At 55.4% G+C, this 14,763-nt stretch carries 12 protein-coding genes and 1 tRNA gene; 8 read left to right on the top strand and 5 right to left on the bottom strand.

From position 1 onward, the window contains the following. Positions 1 to 206 precede the first annotated feature (206 nt). Positions 207 to 782, top strand: coding sequence for a lipid IV(A) palmitoyltransferase PagP (pagP, locus tag QQF33_RS15815; RefSeq protein WP_285158130.1), 576 nt, complete (start codon positions 207 to 209; stop codon positions 780 to 782). Between the two features lie 106 nt (positions 783 to 888). Here the strand turns inward: pagP and QQF33_RS15810 are convergent, their stop codons facing one another. Genes QQF33_RS15810 through QQF33_RS15800 form a run of 3 tightly spaced genes read right to left on the bottom strand, consistent with a single transcriptional unit; the run spans position 889 to position 5,998 of the window. Further along, the gene (locus QQF33_RS15810; RefSeq protein WP_285158149.1) at positions 889 to 1,812 is read right to left on the bottom strand and encodes an acyltransferase; all 924 of its coding nucleotides are present in this window, start codon (positions 1,810 to 1,812) and stop codon (positions 889 to 891) included. A gap of 38 nt (positions 1,813 to 1,850) precedes the next feature. Next, positions 1,851 to 4,913 (bottom strand): efflux RND transporter permease subunit, encoded by a 3,063-nt coding sequence (locus tag QQF33_RS15805; RefSeq protein ID WP_285149391.1) that lies wholly within the window; start codon positions 4,911 to 4,913, stop codon positions 1,851 to 1,853. Next, positions 4,913 to 5,998 carry an efflux RND transporter periplasmic adaptor subunit gene (locus QQF33_RS15800; RefSeq protein WP_285158129.1) on the bottom strand — a complete coding sequence of 362 codons (1,086 nt, stop codon included), beginning with the start codon at positions 5,996 to 5,998 and terminating at the stop codon, positions 4,913 to 4,915. Before QQF33_RS15800 ends, QQF33_RS15805 begins: the two co-directional genes overlap by 1 nt. Positions 5,999 to 6,535: 537 nt before the next feature. Between QQF33_RS15800 and QQF33_RS15795 the strand changes: the two genes are divergently transcribed. Next, complete coding sequence (locus tag QQF33_RS15795) at positions 6,536 to 6,967, top strand: universal stress protein (RefSeq protein WP_285158128.1); 432 nt, start codon at positions 6,536 to 6,538, stop codon at positions 6,965 to 6,967. A gap of 42 nt (positions 6,968 to 7,009) precedes the next feature. Further along, positions 7,010 to 9,706, top strand: coding sequence for a cation-transporting P-type ATPase (locus QQF33_RS15790; RefSeq protein ID WP_282494025.1), 2,697 nt, complete (start codon positions 7,010 to 7,012; stop codon positions 9,704 to 9,706). Positions 9,707 to 9,798: 92 nt separating this feature from the next. Here QQF33_RS15790 and QQF33_RS15785 read toward each other — a convergent pair. Further along, positions 9,799 to 9,874: transfer RNA gene (locus QQF33_RS15785), tRNA-Asn, on the bottom strand. Between the two features lie 320 nt (positions 9,875 to 10,194). Between QQF33_RS15785 and nac the strand changes: the two genes are divergently transcribed. The 3 genes from nac (at position 10,195) to QQF33_RS15770 (ending at position 12,823) form a co-directional block, all read left to right on the top strand. Further along, positions 10,195 to 11,112: a nitrogen assimilation transcriptional regulator NAC gene (nac, locus tag QQF33_RS15780; protein WP_095282537.1), complete on the top strand. Its 918-nt coding sequence runs from the start codon at positions 10,195 to 10,197 to the stop codon at positions 11,110 to 11,112. A 96-nt stretch (positions 11,113 to 11,208) separates the two neighbouring features. Then, positions 11,209 to 12,159 carry an HTH-type transcriptional regulator Cbl gene (gene cbl, locus QQF33_RS15775; protein ID WP_282494026.1) on the top strand — a complete coding sequence of 317 codons (951 nt, stop codon included), beginning with the start codon at positions 11,209 to 11,211 and terminating at the stop codon, positions 12,157 to 12,159. Positions 12,160 to 12,283: 124 nt separating this feature from the next. Further along, positions 12,284 to 12,823 carry a DUF2058 domain-containing protein gene (locus tag QQF33_RS15770; protein WP_282494027.1) on the top strand — a complete coding sequence of 180 codons (540 nt, stop codon included), beginning with the start codon at positions 12,284 to 12,286 and terminating at the stop codon, positions 12,821 to 12,823. Between the two features lie 12 nt (positions 12,824 to 12,835). Here QQF33_RS15770 and QQF33_RS15765 read toward each other — a convergent pair whose 3' ends face one another. Next, complete coding sequence (locus tag QQF33_RS15765; protein ID WP_285149394.1) at positions 12,836 to 13,519, bottom strand: RluA family pseudouridine synthase; 684 nt, start codon at positions 13,517 to 13,519, stop codon at positions 12,836 to 12,838. Between the two features lie 409 nt (positions 13,520 to 13,928). Here QQF33_RS15765 and QQF33_RS15760 point away from each other — a divergent pair, with 409 nt between their 5' ends. Together QQF33_RS15760 and QQF33_RS15755 are read left to right on the top strand one after the other, a co-directional pair. Next, positions 13,929 to 14,234 (top strand): hypothetical protein, encoded by a 306-nt coding sequence (locus tag QQF33_RS15760; protein ID WP_285158127.1) that lies wholly within the window; start codon positions 13,929 to 13,931, stop codon positions 14,232 to 14,234. Next, positions 14,231 to 14,737: a hypothetical protein gene (locus QQF33_RS15755; RefSeq protein WP_285158126.1), complete on the top strand. Its 507-nt coding sequence runs from the start codon at positions 14,231 to 14,233 to the stop codon at positions 14,735 to 14,737. Before QQF33_RS15760 ends, QQF33_RS15755 begins: the two co-directional genes overlap by 4 nt. Positions 14,738 to 14,763 lie beyond the last annotated feature (26 nt).

Here is a 14,763-nt window from a genome sequence, read left to right as displayed (position 1 = left end):
CGTATTTTTCATTATTAGTATGGGGAAAAGGTTACTCACATCGTGCCCGCCGTGGAGACGGGAACCATGAGACTACCCCGACAGGCGGCAGGTGAAAATGATTTTATCCGCCCTGTACGGTAAAATTTCCGAAACGCGACGACGGGGTTTCCAGAAAAGGGATTACAGTATTAGTTATCGCATAACGATTTGCAGAGGGATTAACTATGCACGCGCTTCGGATTGCCTTACTCATTATGTTGATGTGGTTTGTGGCCCCTTTATATGCTGAGCCGGGCGTTTACGGGGAACAGCGCATCACCGGCTGGTGGAACAACTTCACCAACGATGTCTCCCGGACGTGGAATGAGCCGCAAAACTACGATCTCTATCTGCCCTTTCTGAGCTGGCATGCGCGCTTTATGTACGACAAAGAGAAAACCGATAACTACAACGAAATGCCGTGGGGCGGCGGGTTTGGGGTTTCTCGATATAACGAAGAGGGGAACTGGAGCTCTCTCTACGCGATGATGTTTAAAGATTCCCACAACGAATGGCAGCCAATTGTCGGCTACGGCTGGGAGAAGGGCTGGTATCTGGATAATGCGCAGGATTTCCGCCTCGGGCTTGGCGTCACGGCGGGGATCACGGCGCGGCAGGATTTTGCGAACTATGTGCCGCTGCCGATCATTTTGCCGCTGTTCTCCGCCGGGTATAAACGGCTGAACGTGCAGTTCACCTATATTCCGGGGACTTATAACAACGGCAACGTGCTGTTTGCGTGGCTGCGGTATGGGTTTTAAATTCGGAGCCTGAAGCCGGGTGGCGGCTGCGCCTTACCCGGCCTACTTGAGCTGGCCGTTGTAGGCCCGTGCAAGCGCAGCGCCGCCGGGCGAAGCGCGCACGGTCTCAAAGGGTGATGATCTTCTTAACCGTCGAATGCGACAGCGCCAGCATCGAAATCAGCACCGACGCCACAAACGTCAGCCCAATCAGCAGCAGTTTGGTGGTGAGTGAGGTCACGGGGATCAGCGACGTAAGCAGGTGAAACACCGAATAGTGCAAAATATACACCCCGGTCATCGTCTTACTGACCGCGGCTAAAATCGCCTCTTTGAATTCGATATTCCTGCGAAACCGCACGCCGTTGGCGGCAATTACCAGCGCCACGATCAGGATGTAAATCTGCGAGCCGGTCAGAATAAATGCGTTGCGATCCGCCTTGAACAGGGCGAAAAAGAAGTGCCGCTCATAAAACCAGGTGAACAGATAAATCACCGGAATCGCCGCAATGGCCGCTTTCACCACTTTGTCTTTGCTGATCCAGGCGGAAACCAGCGGGTCGAAAAAAATCTGACCGGTGAGATAAAACAGCAGCCAGGTCCAGAGCCGATACTGCGGTGCCAGCGACAGCAGATGCTTTTCGGGATAGAGCGCCGATAGCAAATCATAGCCATAGGCAAACACCAGCAGGGCGAAAATCACGCCGAAAAACAGACGTCGCCGCTGGCTTAGCCACTCAATCAGCGGGTGGAAGGTGTAAATCACGATAAAGGTGAAGACAAACCACGGATGGATTAAATACCCGCGCTGATACGGCTCCCACAGGTAATAGACCGTCATCCAGAACAGAAACACCACCACCACCGCTTTGATCTTTCCGAGCTGCCAGCGCGAGCCGTGCCGCGACTGAGCGTCCAGATAACCCGCCACCACAAAAAACAGCGGCGTGGCGATGGTGGAGATAAAGGTCAGGAAACCGAGGATCCAGTGATAATCGTAATCGTAGCGATCCCAGGTGTGGTACAGAGTGAAAAAGGTCACCGCCGTCATGCATCCCAGCGTTTTAATAATGTTCAGCCCGGTTGGGTTCATTGGGGTTCAGCCCTCTCCGTGGGGTGGAAACAGGCATAAATAACCGGAAGTACCAGCAGCGTCAAGATAGTGGCAAAGCCCAGGCCAAACATGATCACCACCGCCATGCTCTGGAAGAAGACATCGCGCAGCAGCGGGGCCAGCCCCAGCACCGTGGTAAAGGCCGTCAGCAGAATAGGGCGCAAGCGCGAGGTGGCGGCATCGACGATCGCCTGATGCTGGGCTTTGTGCTCTTTCTGCTGCTCAATCTCTTCCACCAGCACGATGCCGTTACGGATGAGCATCCCGCTCAGACTCAGCAGCCCAATCAGCGCCATAAAACCAAACGGAATGCCAGTGAGTAAAAAGCCCGGCGTCACGCCGATCAGCGCCAGCGGCACCGTCAGCCAGATCGCCACCGCGTTTTTCACCGAGCTAAACATCAGGATGGTGATGATGAACATCACCAGGAAACCGATCGGCAGGGTGGTGAAAATGCCCTGCTGCGCCTCGCTGGAGTTTTCCGCGTCGCCGCCCCACTCAATGCTGTAGCCGTGCGGCAGCGGCAGGGCATCAATTTCCGGTTTCACCCGGGCCAGAATATCGCCGGACGTTTCGTTACTGAGCGGGTCGGGGTCGGTCTGCACCGTCAGCACCCGGCTGCGGTCCCGGCGCAGGATCAGCGGATCTTCCCACTCCAGCGCAAAGCCGCTCACCACGTTGCTCAGGGGAATGTACTGCTGGCGGTTTTGGCTCCACACCAGCACGTTGTTGAGATGATTGGCATCCTGGCGCTCGCTCTCCGGCGGGCGCACCACCACGGGCAGCAGGTCCGAACCTTCCCGGTACAACCCGACGCGGCTGCCGGAGAAATTCATCTCCAGCGCGCTGTCGATATCCTGTTTATCCACCCCCAGTTCGCGCCCGGAGGCGGCGACGTACTGCGGGCGGATGACTTTGCTGCGGTTCTGCCAGTCATTACGGACGCTGTCCGTCGCCGGATCGCGGGCCAGAATGTCATCCACCTGGCTGGCAATCAGCCGTAGCCGATCCGGATCCGGCCCTTTGATGCGCACTTCAATGGCGCTGTCGCCGGACGGGCCGAACATCACCCGTTTGGTGCTGGCGTTAATCTCCGGATAGTGGCGGGCAATATCCTCGTCGACGTGGCGGGTCAGGGGGGCAATGTTACGCTGATCGTCCATGCGCACCATGATTTGCGCGTAGTTGCTGTACTGCCGCTGGCCGCTGTAGGTGAGGATAAAACGCATGCTCCCCTGACCAATGGTCGAGACGGTAGTGACCACGCCCGGCTGGCCGTTGATCGATTTTTCAATCTCGCTGGTGATCCTTTCGGTCTGGACGATATCCGTCCCATAGGGCAACCACAGGTCGACAAAGAAAATCGGCGTATTCGACGACGGGAAGAAGTTTTGCCGGACCGCGCCGAAGCCCCAGATAGCGCCAGCCAGCAGAACCGCCATCAGCGCCAGGGTGATCGTTTTGCGCACCAGCAGCGCGTTGAGCATGTTCTGGTACAGACGGTAAAAGCGCCGGTTGTAGGGATCGACCTCCGCCGGTGTGTCGGCGGTTTGCTGGCCCTTAAACAGCCACCATTTGATCATCACCGGGGTGAGGGTCAGCGCCGAGAACCAGCTCAGCAGCAGGGAGATCAGCAGCACCTGGAACAGGGATTTACAGTATTCGCCCGTCGAATCCTGCGACAGCCCAATCGGCGCAAAGGCGAGGATCGCGATCACCGTCGCGCCCAGCAGGGGCAGGGCAGAGCGGCGAATGACGTAGTTAATCGCCGTCATCAGCGTGGAGCCGCGCTGCCGGGCGATCAGGACGCCTTCCACGATCACAATCGCATTATCCACCAGCATACTCAGGGCGATAATCAACGCCCCGAGCGAGATGCGCTGTAGCTCTATGCCCCACAGGTACATGATCAGCAGCGTGCCCAGCACGTTCAGGGCCAGCGACAGGGCGATGATAATCCCGCTGCGCAAGCCCATAAAAATCAGCAGCACGCCGATGACAATCGCCAGCGCCATCAGGAAGTTAATGATAAATCCGTTCACCGAGTGGCCCACTTCGGCTGCCTGGTCATAGAACAGATCGATGTTAATCCCCGCCGGTTTTTCCGCTGACATCTGCTGCAGTTTGGCCTCCAGCGCGCGGCCCACGTCGATAACGTTCACGCCCGGAATAAACGAAACGCCCATGGTCACGGCCTGACGACCGTTGGCATGGTAAATACTCGACGGGGAAACCGTCAGCCCGCGCGAAATGGTGGCGATATCCCGCAAACGCGTCGCCGCGCCCACGCCGGGCGGGGTGATAATCAAATCCCCGAGTTCATCAAGATTTTCAAACTCGCCCGTCGGGTGCAGACGAATGGATTCGCTCCCGGAGGCGATCTCCCCGGCGTTGGCTACGCTGTTCACCCGCCCCAGCAGCGTCGAAATCTGCCCGAGGGTGACCCCGCGCGCTGCCATTTTCGCGAGGTTGATATCCACATTAATCTGCTGCGGCACCGCGCCGCCAATCGCCACTTTCCCGACGCCGGGGATCAGCACCAGCTCGCGGCGCAGCTGGTCGGCATACTGAGACAGCTCCGGATTGGTAAAATTATCCCCCGAGATGGCAAAGAAAAAACCAAACACATCGCCGAAGTCGTCATTGACGAAGGGCGTCACCACCCCCGGTGGAAACTGGCGCGACGCGTCGCCCACGCGGCGGCGAAGTTCGTCCCAGATTTGCGGCAGCTCGTTGGAGTGGTAACGCGAGGCGATATTCACGGTGATTTGCGACAGCCCGTTGGAGGAGATCGAGCTGACGTTATCGAGGTAGGGCAACTGTTGCAGGGCATTTTCCAGCGGCAGCGTGACCTCCTCTTCCACCTGCTGGGCCGAGGCGCCGGGGTAGTGGGTGACCACCACCGCCGTTTTAATGGTAAACGCCGGATCTTCCAGTCGGCCAATATTGAGCAGGGCAAAAATCCCGCCGACGCCGAGGAGCAGCACCGTCAGCCAGACGCGAATCGGGTTGTCGATAAACTGGCGAGAGATATCCATTACAGACCTCGCTCACGCGTCCAGATCCGTACCGGCTGCTGGGCGTGTAATTCGCCAACGCCCGCCGCGACGACGCGCTCTCCGGCTTTCAGACCCTCGGTGATGATCACCCCCTGAGCGGTGACCTGGCCGACCGTCACCTGGCGATCTTCCAGCTGCAGATTGTCCCCTTCGCCTTTTACCACCCAGACGTGCGGCTGGTTGCGCGGGCTGTTATCCGGATTGAATACCGCTTCCACCGGCACCACCAGCGCATTGCGCCCCGCGCCCGCCGGGAGATTCGCCAGATTGACCGTCACCGTGCCGCTCACGCCGCCCACCGCCGGAAAATCATCCGGACGCGGCATGGTTAAAATCACCTGCCAGGTGAGAGTATTGCTGTCGCTGCTGCCGGTGTGTTCTTTGTATACCGCGCTAAATTCGCGGTCCGGAATCGAATTGATCTTCACCACCGGGCGATAGTCGGCGTTACGGATATCCAGAGTTTTGAAGAGGTTCTCCGGAATGCTAAACACCACGTCGAGCAGATCGGTGCGGGTCAGGGTCACAATCGGCTGCCCGGCAGAAACGACCTGATGATTGCGCACCTGCACGCTGGCCGCCGTGCCCGCGAAAGGGGCGGTGAGCGTCATCTGGCTCAGCTCCTCCTGGGCGATTTTCAACGCCGCATTGGCGGAATCGCGGGTGGCACGCTGCACGTCCATCTCGGCTTTGGAGATGGCCTGGCGTCCGGCCAACGTCTGGAAGCGATCGAACTGGCGCTGGGCCAGAGTGGCGGAGGTTTGTCTGTCTCTCAGGCGCTGCTGAGCTTCCCGCGCGTTGAGGCTCGCCAGCTGCTGGCCCTGTTTTACGGGAGTGCCCTGGCGAATATCGAGCGTTTCAATCTGGCCGCCGCGTTTAAAGGAGAGGTCGGTGGCGTCGCCGGACTCTATTCTGGCGGGAAACACGCGCTGCTGCGCCTGGCCTGCGTCCGTCACCGTGGCGACTTTCACCATTCTCGGCTGGGGTGTGGCTTCTGGCGCTTTTTGATCGCAGGCAGCAATGAAAAGAATAAGAACTGGTATCAGCGCAACGTAACGATTCACACTATTCCCCTAATAAATAAAAACGCTATTTATTACGAACACTTACCTTGCACGGTTTTATTCCGCGAGAGCCGAAACCACCAGATAAGTCAATAATCCCACGGCGGCGCTGGACACTATGGCCAGGGCAATAAACAACGCGAGGCGAATCAGGCTATATCCAAACATCTTTCCTCCCTTTCCAATACCTGCAAGCGAGTCAGGCATGCTCATCCAGCGTCGGTAGTGGATTGTTAAGCAAGCCAGAATGTCTTTTTATGAGCATAGCCTGTGAAGTGGGAAAAGGTTAAGCCGAGCCTAAAATTGGCAGGCCCGCGGAATTCATGCCTTTGAATGAGAGATGAGAAAGTACTTAGGTGTTAATCCATGATTATTCAGATAATGAGTGCGCGGCAGTAAAATAACGAGAGTCCTGTGCTACGTTTAATAACATCCCTTTCATTTCTTCGTACCCGGTGGTGGTGCTTATTCCTCTGTGTTCCACGACCTGTAGTGTTATTCATTACTTTTCTTATTGGTAATAAAAGGATGCTCACTATGTACAGAAATATTCTGGTTCCGGTCGATGTCTATGAAATCGGCCTGGCCGATAAGGCGCTGGCCCATGCCCAGTTCCTCGCGCAATCCTCCTCGGCGGATATTCATTTACTGCACGTCATCCCCAAATTCTCGCCGGAACTGACCCGCGGGTTTATCTCCGACGCGCGGAAAATGGATGACTACATGATTAATAACGCAAAAGAAAAACTCACCGCCCTGGCGCAAAAAAACGCTTTTCCGCAGGATCGCATTCATTTTCACGTCCGCAGCGGCAACGTCCGCGATGAAGTGACAAAACTCGGCGACGAGCTGACGGCGGACGTGATCATTATCGGCTCGCGCAACCCCAATATTCAGACCCATTTACTCGGCTCGGATGCGGCCAATATTGTTCGCTACGCGCACGTGCCGGTATTTGTTGTGCGTTAAGGGCAAAGGGCGATTTTCGTTGCAGGACGTGAGGACGAAATAATGAATACAGAAAAACCGGGCCAGCCGTTTTACCGGCTCTCCGTAGAAGAAACCCTGGCACAAACCAACAGCTCCGCCGACGGCATTTCCGGCGCGGACGCCACGGCGCGTCTCGCGCAGTACGGGGAGAATGCCCTGCCGCAAAAACCGGGCAAGCCCGCGTGGTTGCGGTTTTTAGCGCACTTCAATGATGTGCTGATCTATGTCCTGCTGGCCGCGGCGCTGCTCACGGCGGTGATGGGCCATTGGGTGGATACCCTGGTGATCCTCGGCGTGGCGGTAATCAACGCCCTGATCGGTCACATTCAGGAGAGCAACGCTGAGAAATCCCTGCAGAGTATCCGCAATATGCTCTCAAGTGAGGCTGTCGTGGTGCGTCAGGGGAATCACGAAACCATCCCGACCACCGCGCTGGTGCCGGGCGATATCGTGGTGATCCGCGCGGGTGACCGTATTCCCGCCGACCTGCGACTGCTCGAAGCCCATAACCTGCGGGTGGAAGAGGCGATCCTGACGGGGGAATCGACCGTCGTGGAAAAAGGCACCGAGCGGCTGGAAGGGGAGTTACCGCTGGGGGATCGCACCAACCTGCTGTTCTCCGGCACTACCGTCAGCTCGGGCGGCGGGAAAGGGATCGTCGTGGCGACGGGGGGCGATACGGAGCTCGGCCATATCAACCAGATGATGGCCGATATCGAAAAACACCGCACCCCGCTGCTGGTGCAGATGGATAAGCTCGGCAAAGCCATCTTCATTATTATCCTGGTGATGATGGCCGCGCTGTTTGTCTTCAGCCTGCTGTTCCGCGATATGCCGGTGTCGGAACTGATGCTGTCGCTCATCAGCCTGGCGGTGGCCTCGGTCCCGGAAGGTCTGCCGGCGATTATCTCGATTATCCTTTCCCTCGGCGTGCAGACGATGGCGCGGCAGAAGGCGATTATCCGCAAACTGCCGACGGTCGAAACTCTGGGTGCGATGACGGTGATCTGCTCGGATAAAACCGGCACCCTGACCATGAACGAGATGACCGTCAAAGCGGTGATCACGGCGGATAAAATCTACCGCGTCGAGGGCGACAGCTACGAGCCGGTCGGGAATATTCATCCCATCGATGACCCTACGCCGGTGACGGTGGCCCACGGCTCGCTGCTGGAGCGCTACCTGCGCACCATCGATCTCTGTAACGACAGTCAACTGATGAAAGACGATCAGGGGCTGTGGAAAATTACCGGCGGGCCGACGGAAGGGGCGCTGAAAGTTTTAGCCGCCAAAGTGCCACTCCCACCTGTGCAGACGGAGCTGCGCAGCAAAATCCCGTTTGATTCCCTCTACAAATACATGTCGACCCTGCATCGCATCGGCGATGAGGAGATGATTTTGATTACCGGCGCGCCGGACGTGCTGTTCAGGCTCTGCCAGCACCAGCAGACGGAAAATGGCCTTGAGCCGCTCAACCAGCCCTACTGGGAAGCGCAGATCGAAGAGTACGCGCGTGAAGGGTTGCGCATGGTGGCGGCGGCCTGGAAACCGGCCGGTGTGGATCAAACCACGCTCGATCACCCGGATCTGCAGCAGGGCGTGATCCTGCTCGGGATTGCCGGGATGATGGACCCGCCGCGACCGGAAGCCATTACCGCCATCGGCGACTGCCTGCAGGCGGGCATCCGCGTGAAAATGATCACCGGCGACCACCCGCAAACGGCGATGAGTATCGGCAAAATGCTGGGCATCGGTAACGCCGGGAACGCGATCACCGGGCGCGAGCTGGAGGTGATGGATGACCAGCAACTGAGCGACGCGGCGCAGAAATTTGATATCTTTGCCCGCACCAGCCCGGAGGATAAATTCCGCCTGGTGCAGGCCCTGCAAGCGAAGAAAGAGGTGGTCGGGATGACCGGGGATGGCGTTAACGATGCGCCTGCCCTGAAACAGGCTGACGTCGGTATCGCCATGGGTATCAAGGGCACGGAGGTGACGAAAGAGGCGGCGGATATGGTGCTCACGGATGACAACTTCGCCACCATCGCCAGCGCGGTTCGCGAAGGCCGTCGGGTCTACGATAACCTGAAAAAAACCATTCTGTTCATCATGCCGACTAACCTGGCGCAGGGGCTGCTGATTATTATTGCCCTGCTGGCGGGCAACCTGATTCCGCTGACGCCGGTGCTGATCCTGTGGATGAACATGGCGACTTCCGCCACCCTGTCGTTCGGCCTGGCGTTTGAGGCGGGCGAGAAGAACATCATGAAACGCCCGCCGCGCAACCCGAATCTGCACGTCATGGACGGGTTTGCCATCTGGCGTGTGATCTTCGTCGGGTCGATGATCGCCGTCAGCGCCTTTGTGCTGGAAGCCTGGCTGCAACCGCGCGGCTATTCGCCGGAGTTCATCCGCACCGTGCTGCTGCAGACGCTGGTGACGGCCCAGTGGTTCTACATGCTGAACTGCCGCGTCTCGGACGGATTCTCATTAAGCAAAGGCCTGCTGGCGAACCGGGGTATCTGGATCGTGACCGGCGTTCTGCTGGTGCTGCAACTTTTAATCATCTACGCGCCGTTTATGCAGATGCTGTTCGGCACAGAATCGCTGCCGTTCCGCTACTGGGTGATCACCTTTATTATCGGTTTTGTGATGTTCTTAATTGTCGAAATCGAAAAACCGCTGACGCGCAGATGGCGGGTGGAAGCGAAGGGGTAGAACGGTAGGCCGGGTAAGGCAAAGCCGCCACCCGGCAATTTACCAAACGCAGAAAAGCAAAAAGCCTGCTTTAAAAGCAGGCTTTTCAAATTTGGCTCCTCTGACTGGACTCGAACCAGTGACATACGGATTAACAGTCCGCCGTTCTACCGACTGAACTACAGAGGAATCGTGTGAACGGGGCGCATATTATCGACCCCGATAACGCTTGTCAAAGGGGAGATCGACCTCCTGTGATCGTTTGCTGACAATTTCAGCAAAGTGCTCTCTTTCCCGACAAAATGCACACTTCTGGTGCAGCCATACCCCTAATGGGGCAGATCGCAAACCACTGTTTCCGTCATCAAACCGCCTCCAGTGATTAGATTTCCTTATTTTCAGCCGCTTAGCGCACTCATCGGTCCTCCTGCAAAAACTGGCACCCATATTGCAAAAACCTTCTTAACAATGAGCGCCAGTACCGGCACTGTATTTTAACAGGGGGCAAAATGAACTTAAGACGACTGAAATACTTCGTAAAAATCGTCGATATCGGTAGCCTGACCCAGGCCGCGGAAGTGTTGCATATCGCGCAGCCTGCGCTGAGCCAGCAGGTGGCCACTCTGGAAGGTGAACTGGACCAGCAGCTGTTGATCCGCACCAAGCGCGGCGTCACGCCAACCGAAGCCGGTAAGATCCTCTATACCCATGCGCGCACGATTCTGCGCCAGTGTGAACAGGCGCAGCTGGCCGTGTGCAACGTCGGCCACACCCTGAGCGGGCAGGTGTCGATTGGCCTGGCGCCAGGCACTGCCGCCTCGTCCATTACCATGCCGCTGCTGCAGGCCGTTCGCGCCGAGCTGCCGGAAGTGCTGGTCTATCTGCATGAAAACAGTGGGTCGGTGCTGAACGATAAACTGCTTAACGGTCAGCTGGATATGGCCGTGCTCTACGATCGCTCGCCGATTGCAGGGATCACCAGCCAGCCGCTGCTGAAAGAAGATCTCTATCTGGTAGGGACGCGCGACTGTCCGGGTCAGAGCATCGATTTAACGGCGGTTGCCGAGATGAATCTGTTCCTGCCGCGCGACTACAGCGCCGTGCGTCTGCGCGTCGACGAAGCCTTCTCCCTGCGCCGACTGACGGCCAAAATCATCGGCGAGATCGACTCTATTTCCACCCTGACCGCCGCGATTGCCAGCGGAATGGGCGTCACGGTGCTGCCGGAATCTGCCGCGCGCTCCCTGTGCAGCGCCGCGAACGGCTGGATGGCGCGGATCACCACGCCGTCCATGAGCCTGCCGCTGTCCCTGAATATGTCCGCGCGCGGCTCCCTGTCACCGCAGGCACAGGCGGTGAAAGAGATCCTGATGTCGCTGGTCAGCCGTCCTTCGCTGGAGAATCGTGAACTGCAGCTCGTGAGCTGATATTCCATAAAGGAATAAGATGCTGGTTTTTATTATTTGTTCTGCAGGTCTGCTGACTCTAACAATAGGGCTATGTCAGATGCGCCGGAGTGAATCGTGAATTTCCAGCAACTTAAAATTATCCGTGAGGCGGCCAGGCGGGACTACAACCTGACCGAAGTCGCCAACATGCTTTACACCTCTCAGTCAGGCGTCAGCCGCCACATCCGCGAGCTGGAAGAAGAGCTGGGCATCGAGATTTTCATCCGTCGCGGGAAACGTCTGCTGGGGATGACCGAGCCCGGCAAGGCGCTGCTGACCATCGCGGAGCGGATCCTCAACGAAGCCAGCAACGTCCGCCGTCTGGCGGATCTCTTCACCAACGATGCGTCCGGGGTGCTGACCATCGCCACCACCCACACCCAGGCGCGCTACAGTTTGCCGCCGGTGATCAAGGCGTTTCGCGAGCTGTTCCCGGATGTTCGCCTGGAGCTGATTCAGGGCACCCCGCAGGAGATTGAAGTCCTGCTGCAAAACGGCGGGGCGGATATCGGTATCGCCAGTGAACGTCTGAGCAATGACCCGCTGCTGGTGGCGTTCCCCTGGTTCCGCTGGCACCACAGCCTGCTGTTGCCCGTCGACCATCCTCTCCATCAGGTTTCGCCTCTCACCCTCGAAGATATCGCCAGATGGCCGCTGATCACCTATCGGCAGGGCATCACCGGGCGTTCACGCATCGACGAAGCCTTTAACCGCAAAGGGTTAACGCCGGATATCGTGCTCAGCGCGCAGGATTCGGATGTGATCAAAACTTACGTTGAACTCGGACTGGGTATCGGGCTGGTGGCCGAACAGTCGGGCGGCGAACGTGAGCTGGGCGATTTGGTGCGACTGGACACGCGTCATCTGTTTGATGCCAACACCGTCTGGCTGGGGCTCAAGCGTGGACAGCTGCAGCGCAACTACGTCTGGCGCTTTATCGAACTCTGTAACGCCGGGCTGTCGGTGGATGAAATCAAGCGTCAGGTCATGGAGACAGAAGAGGTGGCGATCGATTACCAGATTTGATCGCTAAACGGACGAAAGCCAGAAGCCTGCCCGCGTGCAGGCTTTTTGTTTTGGGGCGCGCTTAGCCAGCCTGACCAATTGCAGGTATAATCCCTGCAAATATTGATCAGGTTCAGATACGAAGATGACAAAACTTACCTTACAAGAGCAGATGCTCAAAGCCGGACTCGTCTCCAGCAAAAAAGTGGCCAAGGTTCAGCGAACCGCCAAAAAATCCCGCGTTCAGGCCCGTGAGGCCAGAGAAGCCGTGGAAGAGAATAAAAAAGCGCAGATGGAGCGTGACAAACAGCTGAGCGAGCAGCAGAAACAGGCGACGCTGGCGAAAGAGTTTAAAGCGCAGGTGAAGCAGCTGATTGAGATGAACCGCATCGATGTTTCAAGAGGCAACATCGACTTCAACTTCACCGACAATAATCTGATCAAAAAAATCGCCGTCGATAAGCAGACGCAGGCGCAGCTGATCAACGGTCGTCTGGCAATTGCCCGCCTGGTGGTGGACAGCAGCGGCAAGAGCGAATATGCGATTATCCCTGCCAGCGTGGCCGATAAAATCGCCCAGCGCGATGCGGACAGTATCGTCCTGAACAGTGCGTTGAGTCAGGAAGAGCAGGACGAAGACGATCCGTATGCAGATTTCAAAATCCCTGACGATCTGATGTGGTAAGGATTTTCGCCGTTAGAACGGTGGAGTATGGCGGGCGCAGACCCCCTCCCCGCTGACGGGATGCACGAAATCCAGCTCGCTGGCATGCAGCATCAGCCGCGGCGTCTGTTCTGTACCCGGGAGCAGAAGGCCGCCATACAGATCGCAGCCCAGAATAGGGTGGCCCAGCTGCTGGCAGTGAATGCGCAGCTGGTGGGTCCGCCCGGTCTCCGGGGTTAGCTCTACCCGCGTCAACGGCAGTAACTCACGGTAAAAACGATCAACCACCCGGTAGCGAGAGCGGGCGGGTTTGCCGCTAACAGAACATATCGACATCAGCGGGAACAGGGCCGGATCTTTGGCTATCGCCGCGTCTATCACCCCTTCATCATTATCCAGATGCCCGCAGAGCAGGGCGCTGTACACCTTCGTCACCGTGCGTTCGCTGAACTGCTGGCACAGTGCGGCGTTGATCGCTTTGTTGCGGGCCACCACCATCAAACCAGACGTACCGAAATCCAGACGGTGAACCAGCGTGCAGCCGGGGAAGATCTTCACCAGCCGGTGATGCACCGAATCGAGATTCTGCGGGTTTTTCCCCGAGAGGCTCAGCAGCCCGGCGGGCTTGTTGATCAGCACCAGATGTTCGTCCTGAGAGACAATTTCAATCTGGTCATGGCACGGTGGGGCAACAAAGGTATCGATAATGGGTGACATCAGGCTGACCGGGCAGAGAAGGGGAACGGATGATAACGAATTTTCAGAACGCTGGCGAACATAACAAAAAGCCCGCTCAGGTTTACCTGAGCGGGCTTCTCTAAATATGGCTCCTCTGACTGGATACAATATTTCACATATCTAATTGAATTTTAATTATTTTTTTATGGCACGATTAAATACGAGCCCTCAAATAAGCCCCCATACAAATTTTGAGTCAAAAGTGTGATTTATAGCAAATTTAAGATATAACATTGTTATCACTTAGCAGTGATTTGTAATTAGTGTTAGTTCATGGCTATACACAATGTAGATAGACGTACTAATTATCAGCTTAAAGACATGTAACTATTTCATTTAATAGAAAAAATATTGTATGATTCTATTATAGATCTACAGGAGAAAATATATGGTAAGTGATATGTCATACGATTCGTATGTGTTACGTGTAGTAAATGCAGCTGAAAAAGAGAGATTAAGTGAACTAAGAAATGTACTGTTAGAACTAGGTTTAGCTATTCGGATCAGGAAGATATCACAAAAGCAAAAAAACGCAATTATTCACGAAATAAAGAAAACTATAGCGAATGAACAAGGCAACCTGTCTGATAAGAATAATGATTCAATAAAAATTAATACTCGTGGAGACAATTATGCAAGCAATGATGATTTAATAGATTTAATTGCAATGCTCAATAGAGGACGACATCAATGAGTTCAGATAGCTATAACTTGTATTCCTTGGGGGTTTCTATAATTGCTCTATTGTTATCTATCTATACATTTATTAAATCTAGACAAGATGTTAAGGTCGCGCAGCAGAATGCAAATGAGGCTTTGAAATTGCAGCATGGAGCAATTGAATTACAGATCAGAACTGGTATAACAAGTGCTAGAAATACAATAAACAATATGACACCAATTTTGTCTCCTTTCTTAGCGAAAAAGAAATCTGGCTCTTTGACTAATGAAGACGAATATGCGCTTGAATTATTATATAAAGCTTATGATTCTTGCGTTGAGGATCTTTTGAATCAATATGACGAAGCTTGCCAGAAATATTTAGATGGCAAGGTTGATAAAATGATGTTTAAAGAGACATATATTAATGAAATAAAAAACATAATGTCAAGCCCGGACCTTTTTTCATACTATAATATATCTGCAAAAAAATATAAGGCCACTTTGACTGTTTGTAACGAATGGGAGCAGGAGTAAAAATTAAGCGCCTTTATATAAAATAA

Source organism: Lelliottia wanjuensis (assembly GCF_030238365.1).
Taxonomy (GTDB): domain Bacteria; phylum Pseudomonadota; class Gammaproteobacteria; order Enterobacterales; family Enterobacteriaceae; genus Enterobacter; species Enterobacter wanjuensis.
Note: the sequence above shows the minus strand (reverse complement) of the source record. Positions and strands in the feature narration are given on the sequence as shown.

Bases quoted from the DNA above. Each gene is read 5' to 3' on its own strand.
- pagP (WP_285158130.1), top strand. From the start codon at position 207: ATGCACGCGCTTCGGATTGCCTTACTCATTATGTTGATGTGGTTTGTG.
- QQF33_RS15810 (WP_285158149.1), bottom strand. From the start codon at position 1,812: ATGACGGCGGTGACCTTTTTCACTCTGTACCACACCTGGGATCGCTAC.
- QQF33_RS15805 (WP_285149391.1), bottom strand. From the start codon at position 4,913: ATGGATATCTCTCGCCAGTTTATCGACAACCCGATTCGCGTCTGGCTG.
- QQF33_RS15795 (WP_285158128.1), top strand. From the start codon at position 6,536: ATGTACAGAAATATTCTGGTTCCGGTCGATGTCTATGAAATCGGCCTG.
- QQF33_RS15790 (WP_282494025.1), top strand. From the start codon at position 7,010: ATGAATACAGAAAAACCGGGCCAGCCGTTTTACCGGCTCTCCGTAGAA.
- nac (WP_095282537.1), top strand. From the start codon at position 10,195: ATGAACTTAAGACGACTGAAATACTTCGTAAAAATCGTCGATATCGGT.
- QQF33_RS15770 (WP_282494027.1), top strand. From the start codon at position 12,284: ATGACAAAACTTACCTTACAAGAGCAGATGCTCAAAGCCGGACTCGTC.
- QQF33_RS15765 (WP_285149394.1), bottom strand. From the start codon at position 13,519: ATGTCACCCATTATCGATACCTTTGTTGCCCCACCGTGCCATGACCAG.
- QQF33_RS15760 (WP_285158127.1), top strand. From the start codon at position 13,929: ATGGTAAGTGATATGTCATACGATTCGTATGTGTTACGTGTAGTAAAT.
- QQF33_RS15755 (WP_285158126.1), top strand. From the start codon at position 14,231: ATGAGTTCAGATAGCTATAACTTGTATTCCTTGGGGGTTTCTATAATT.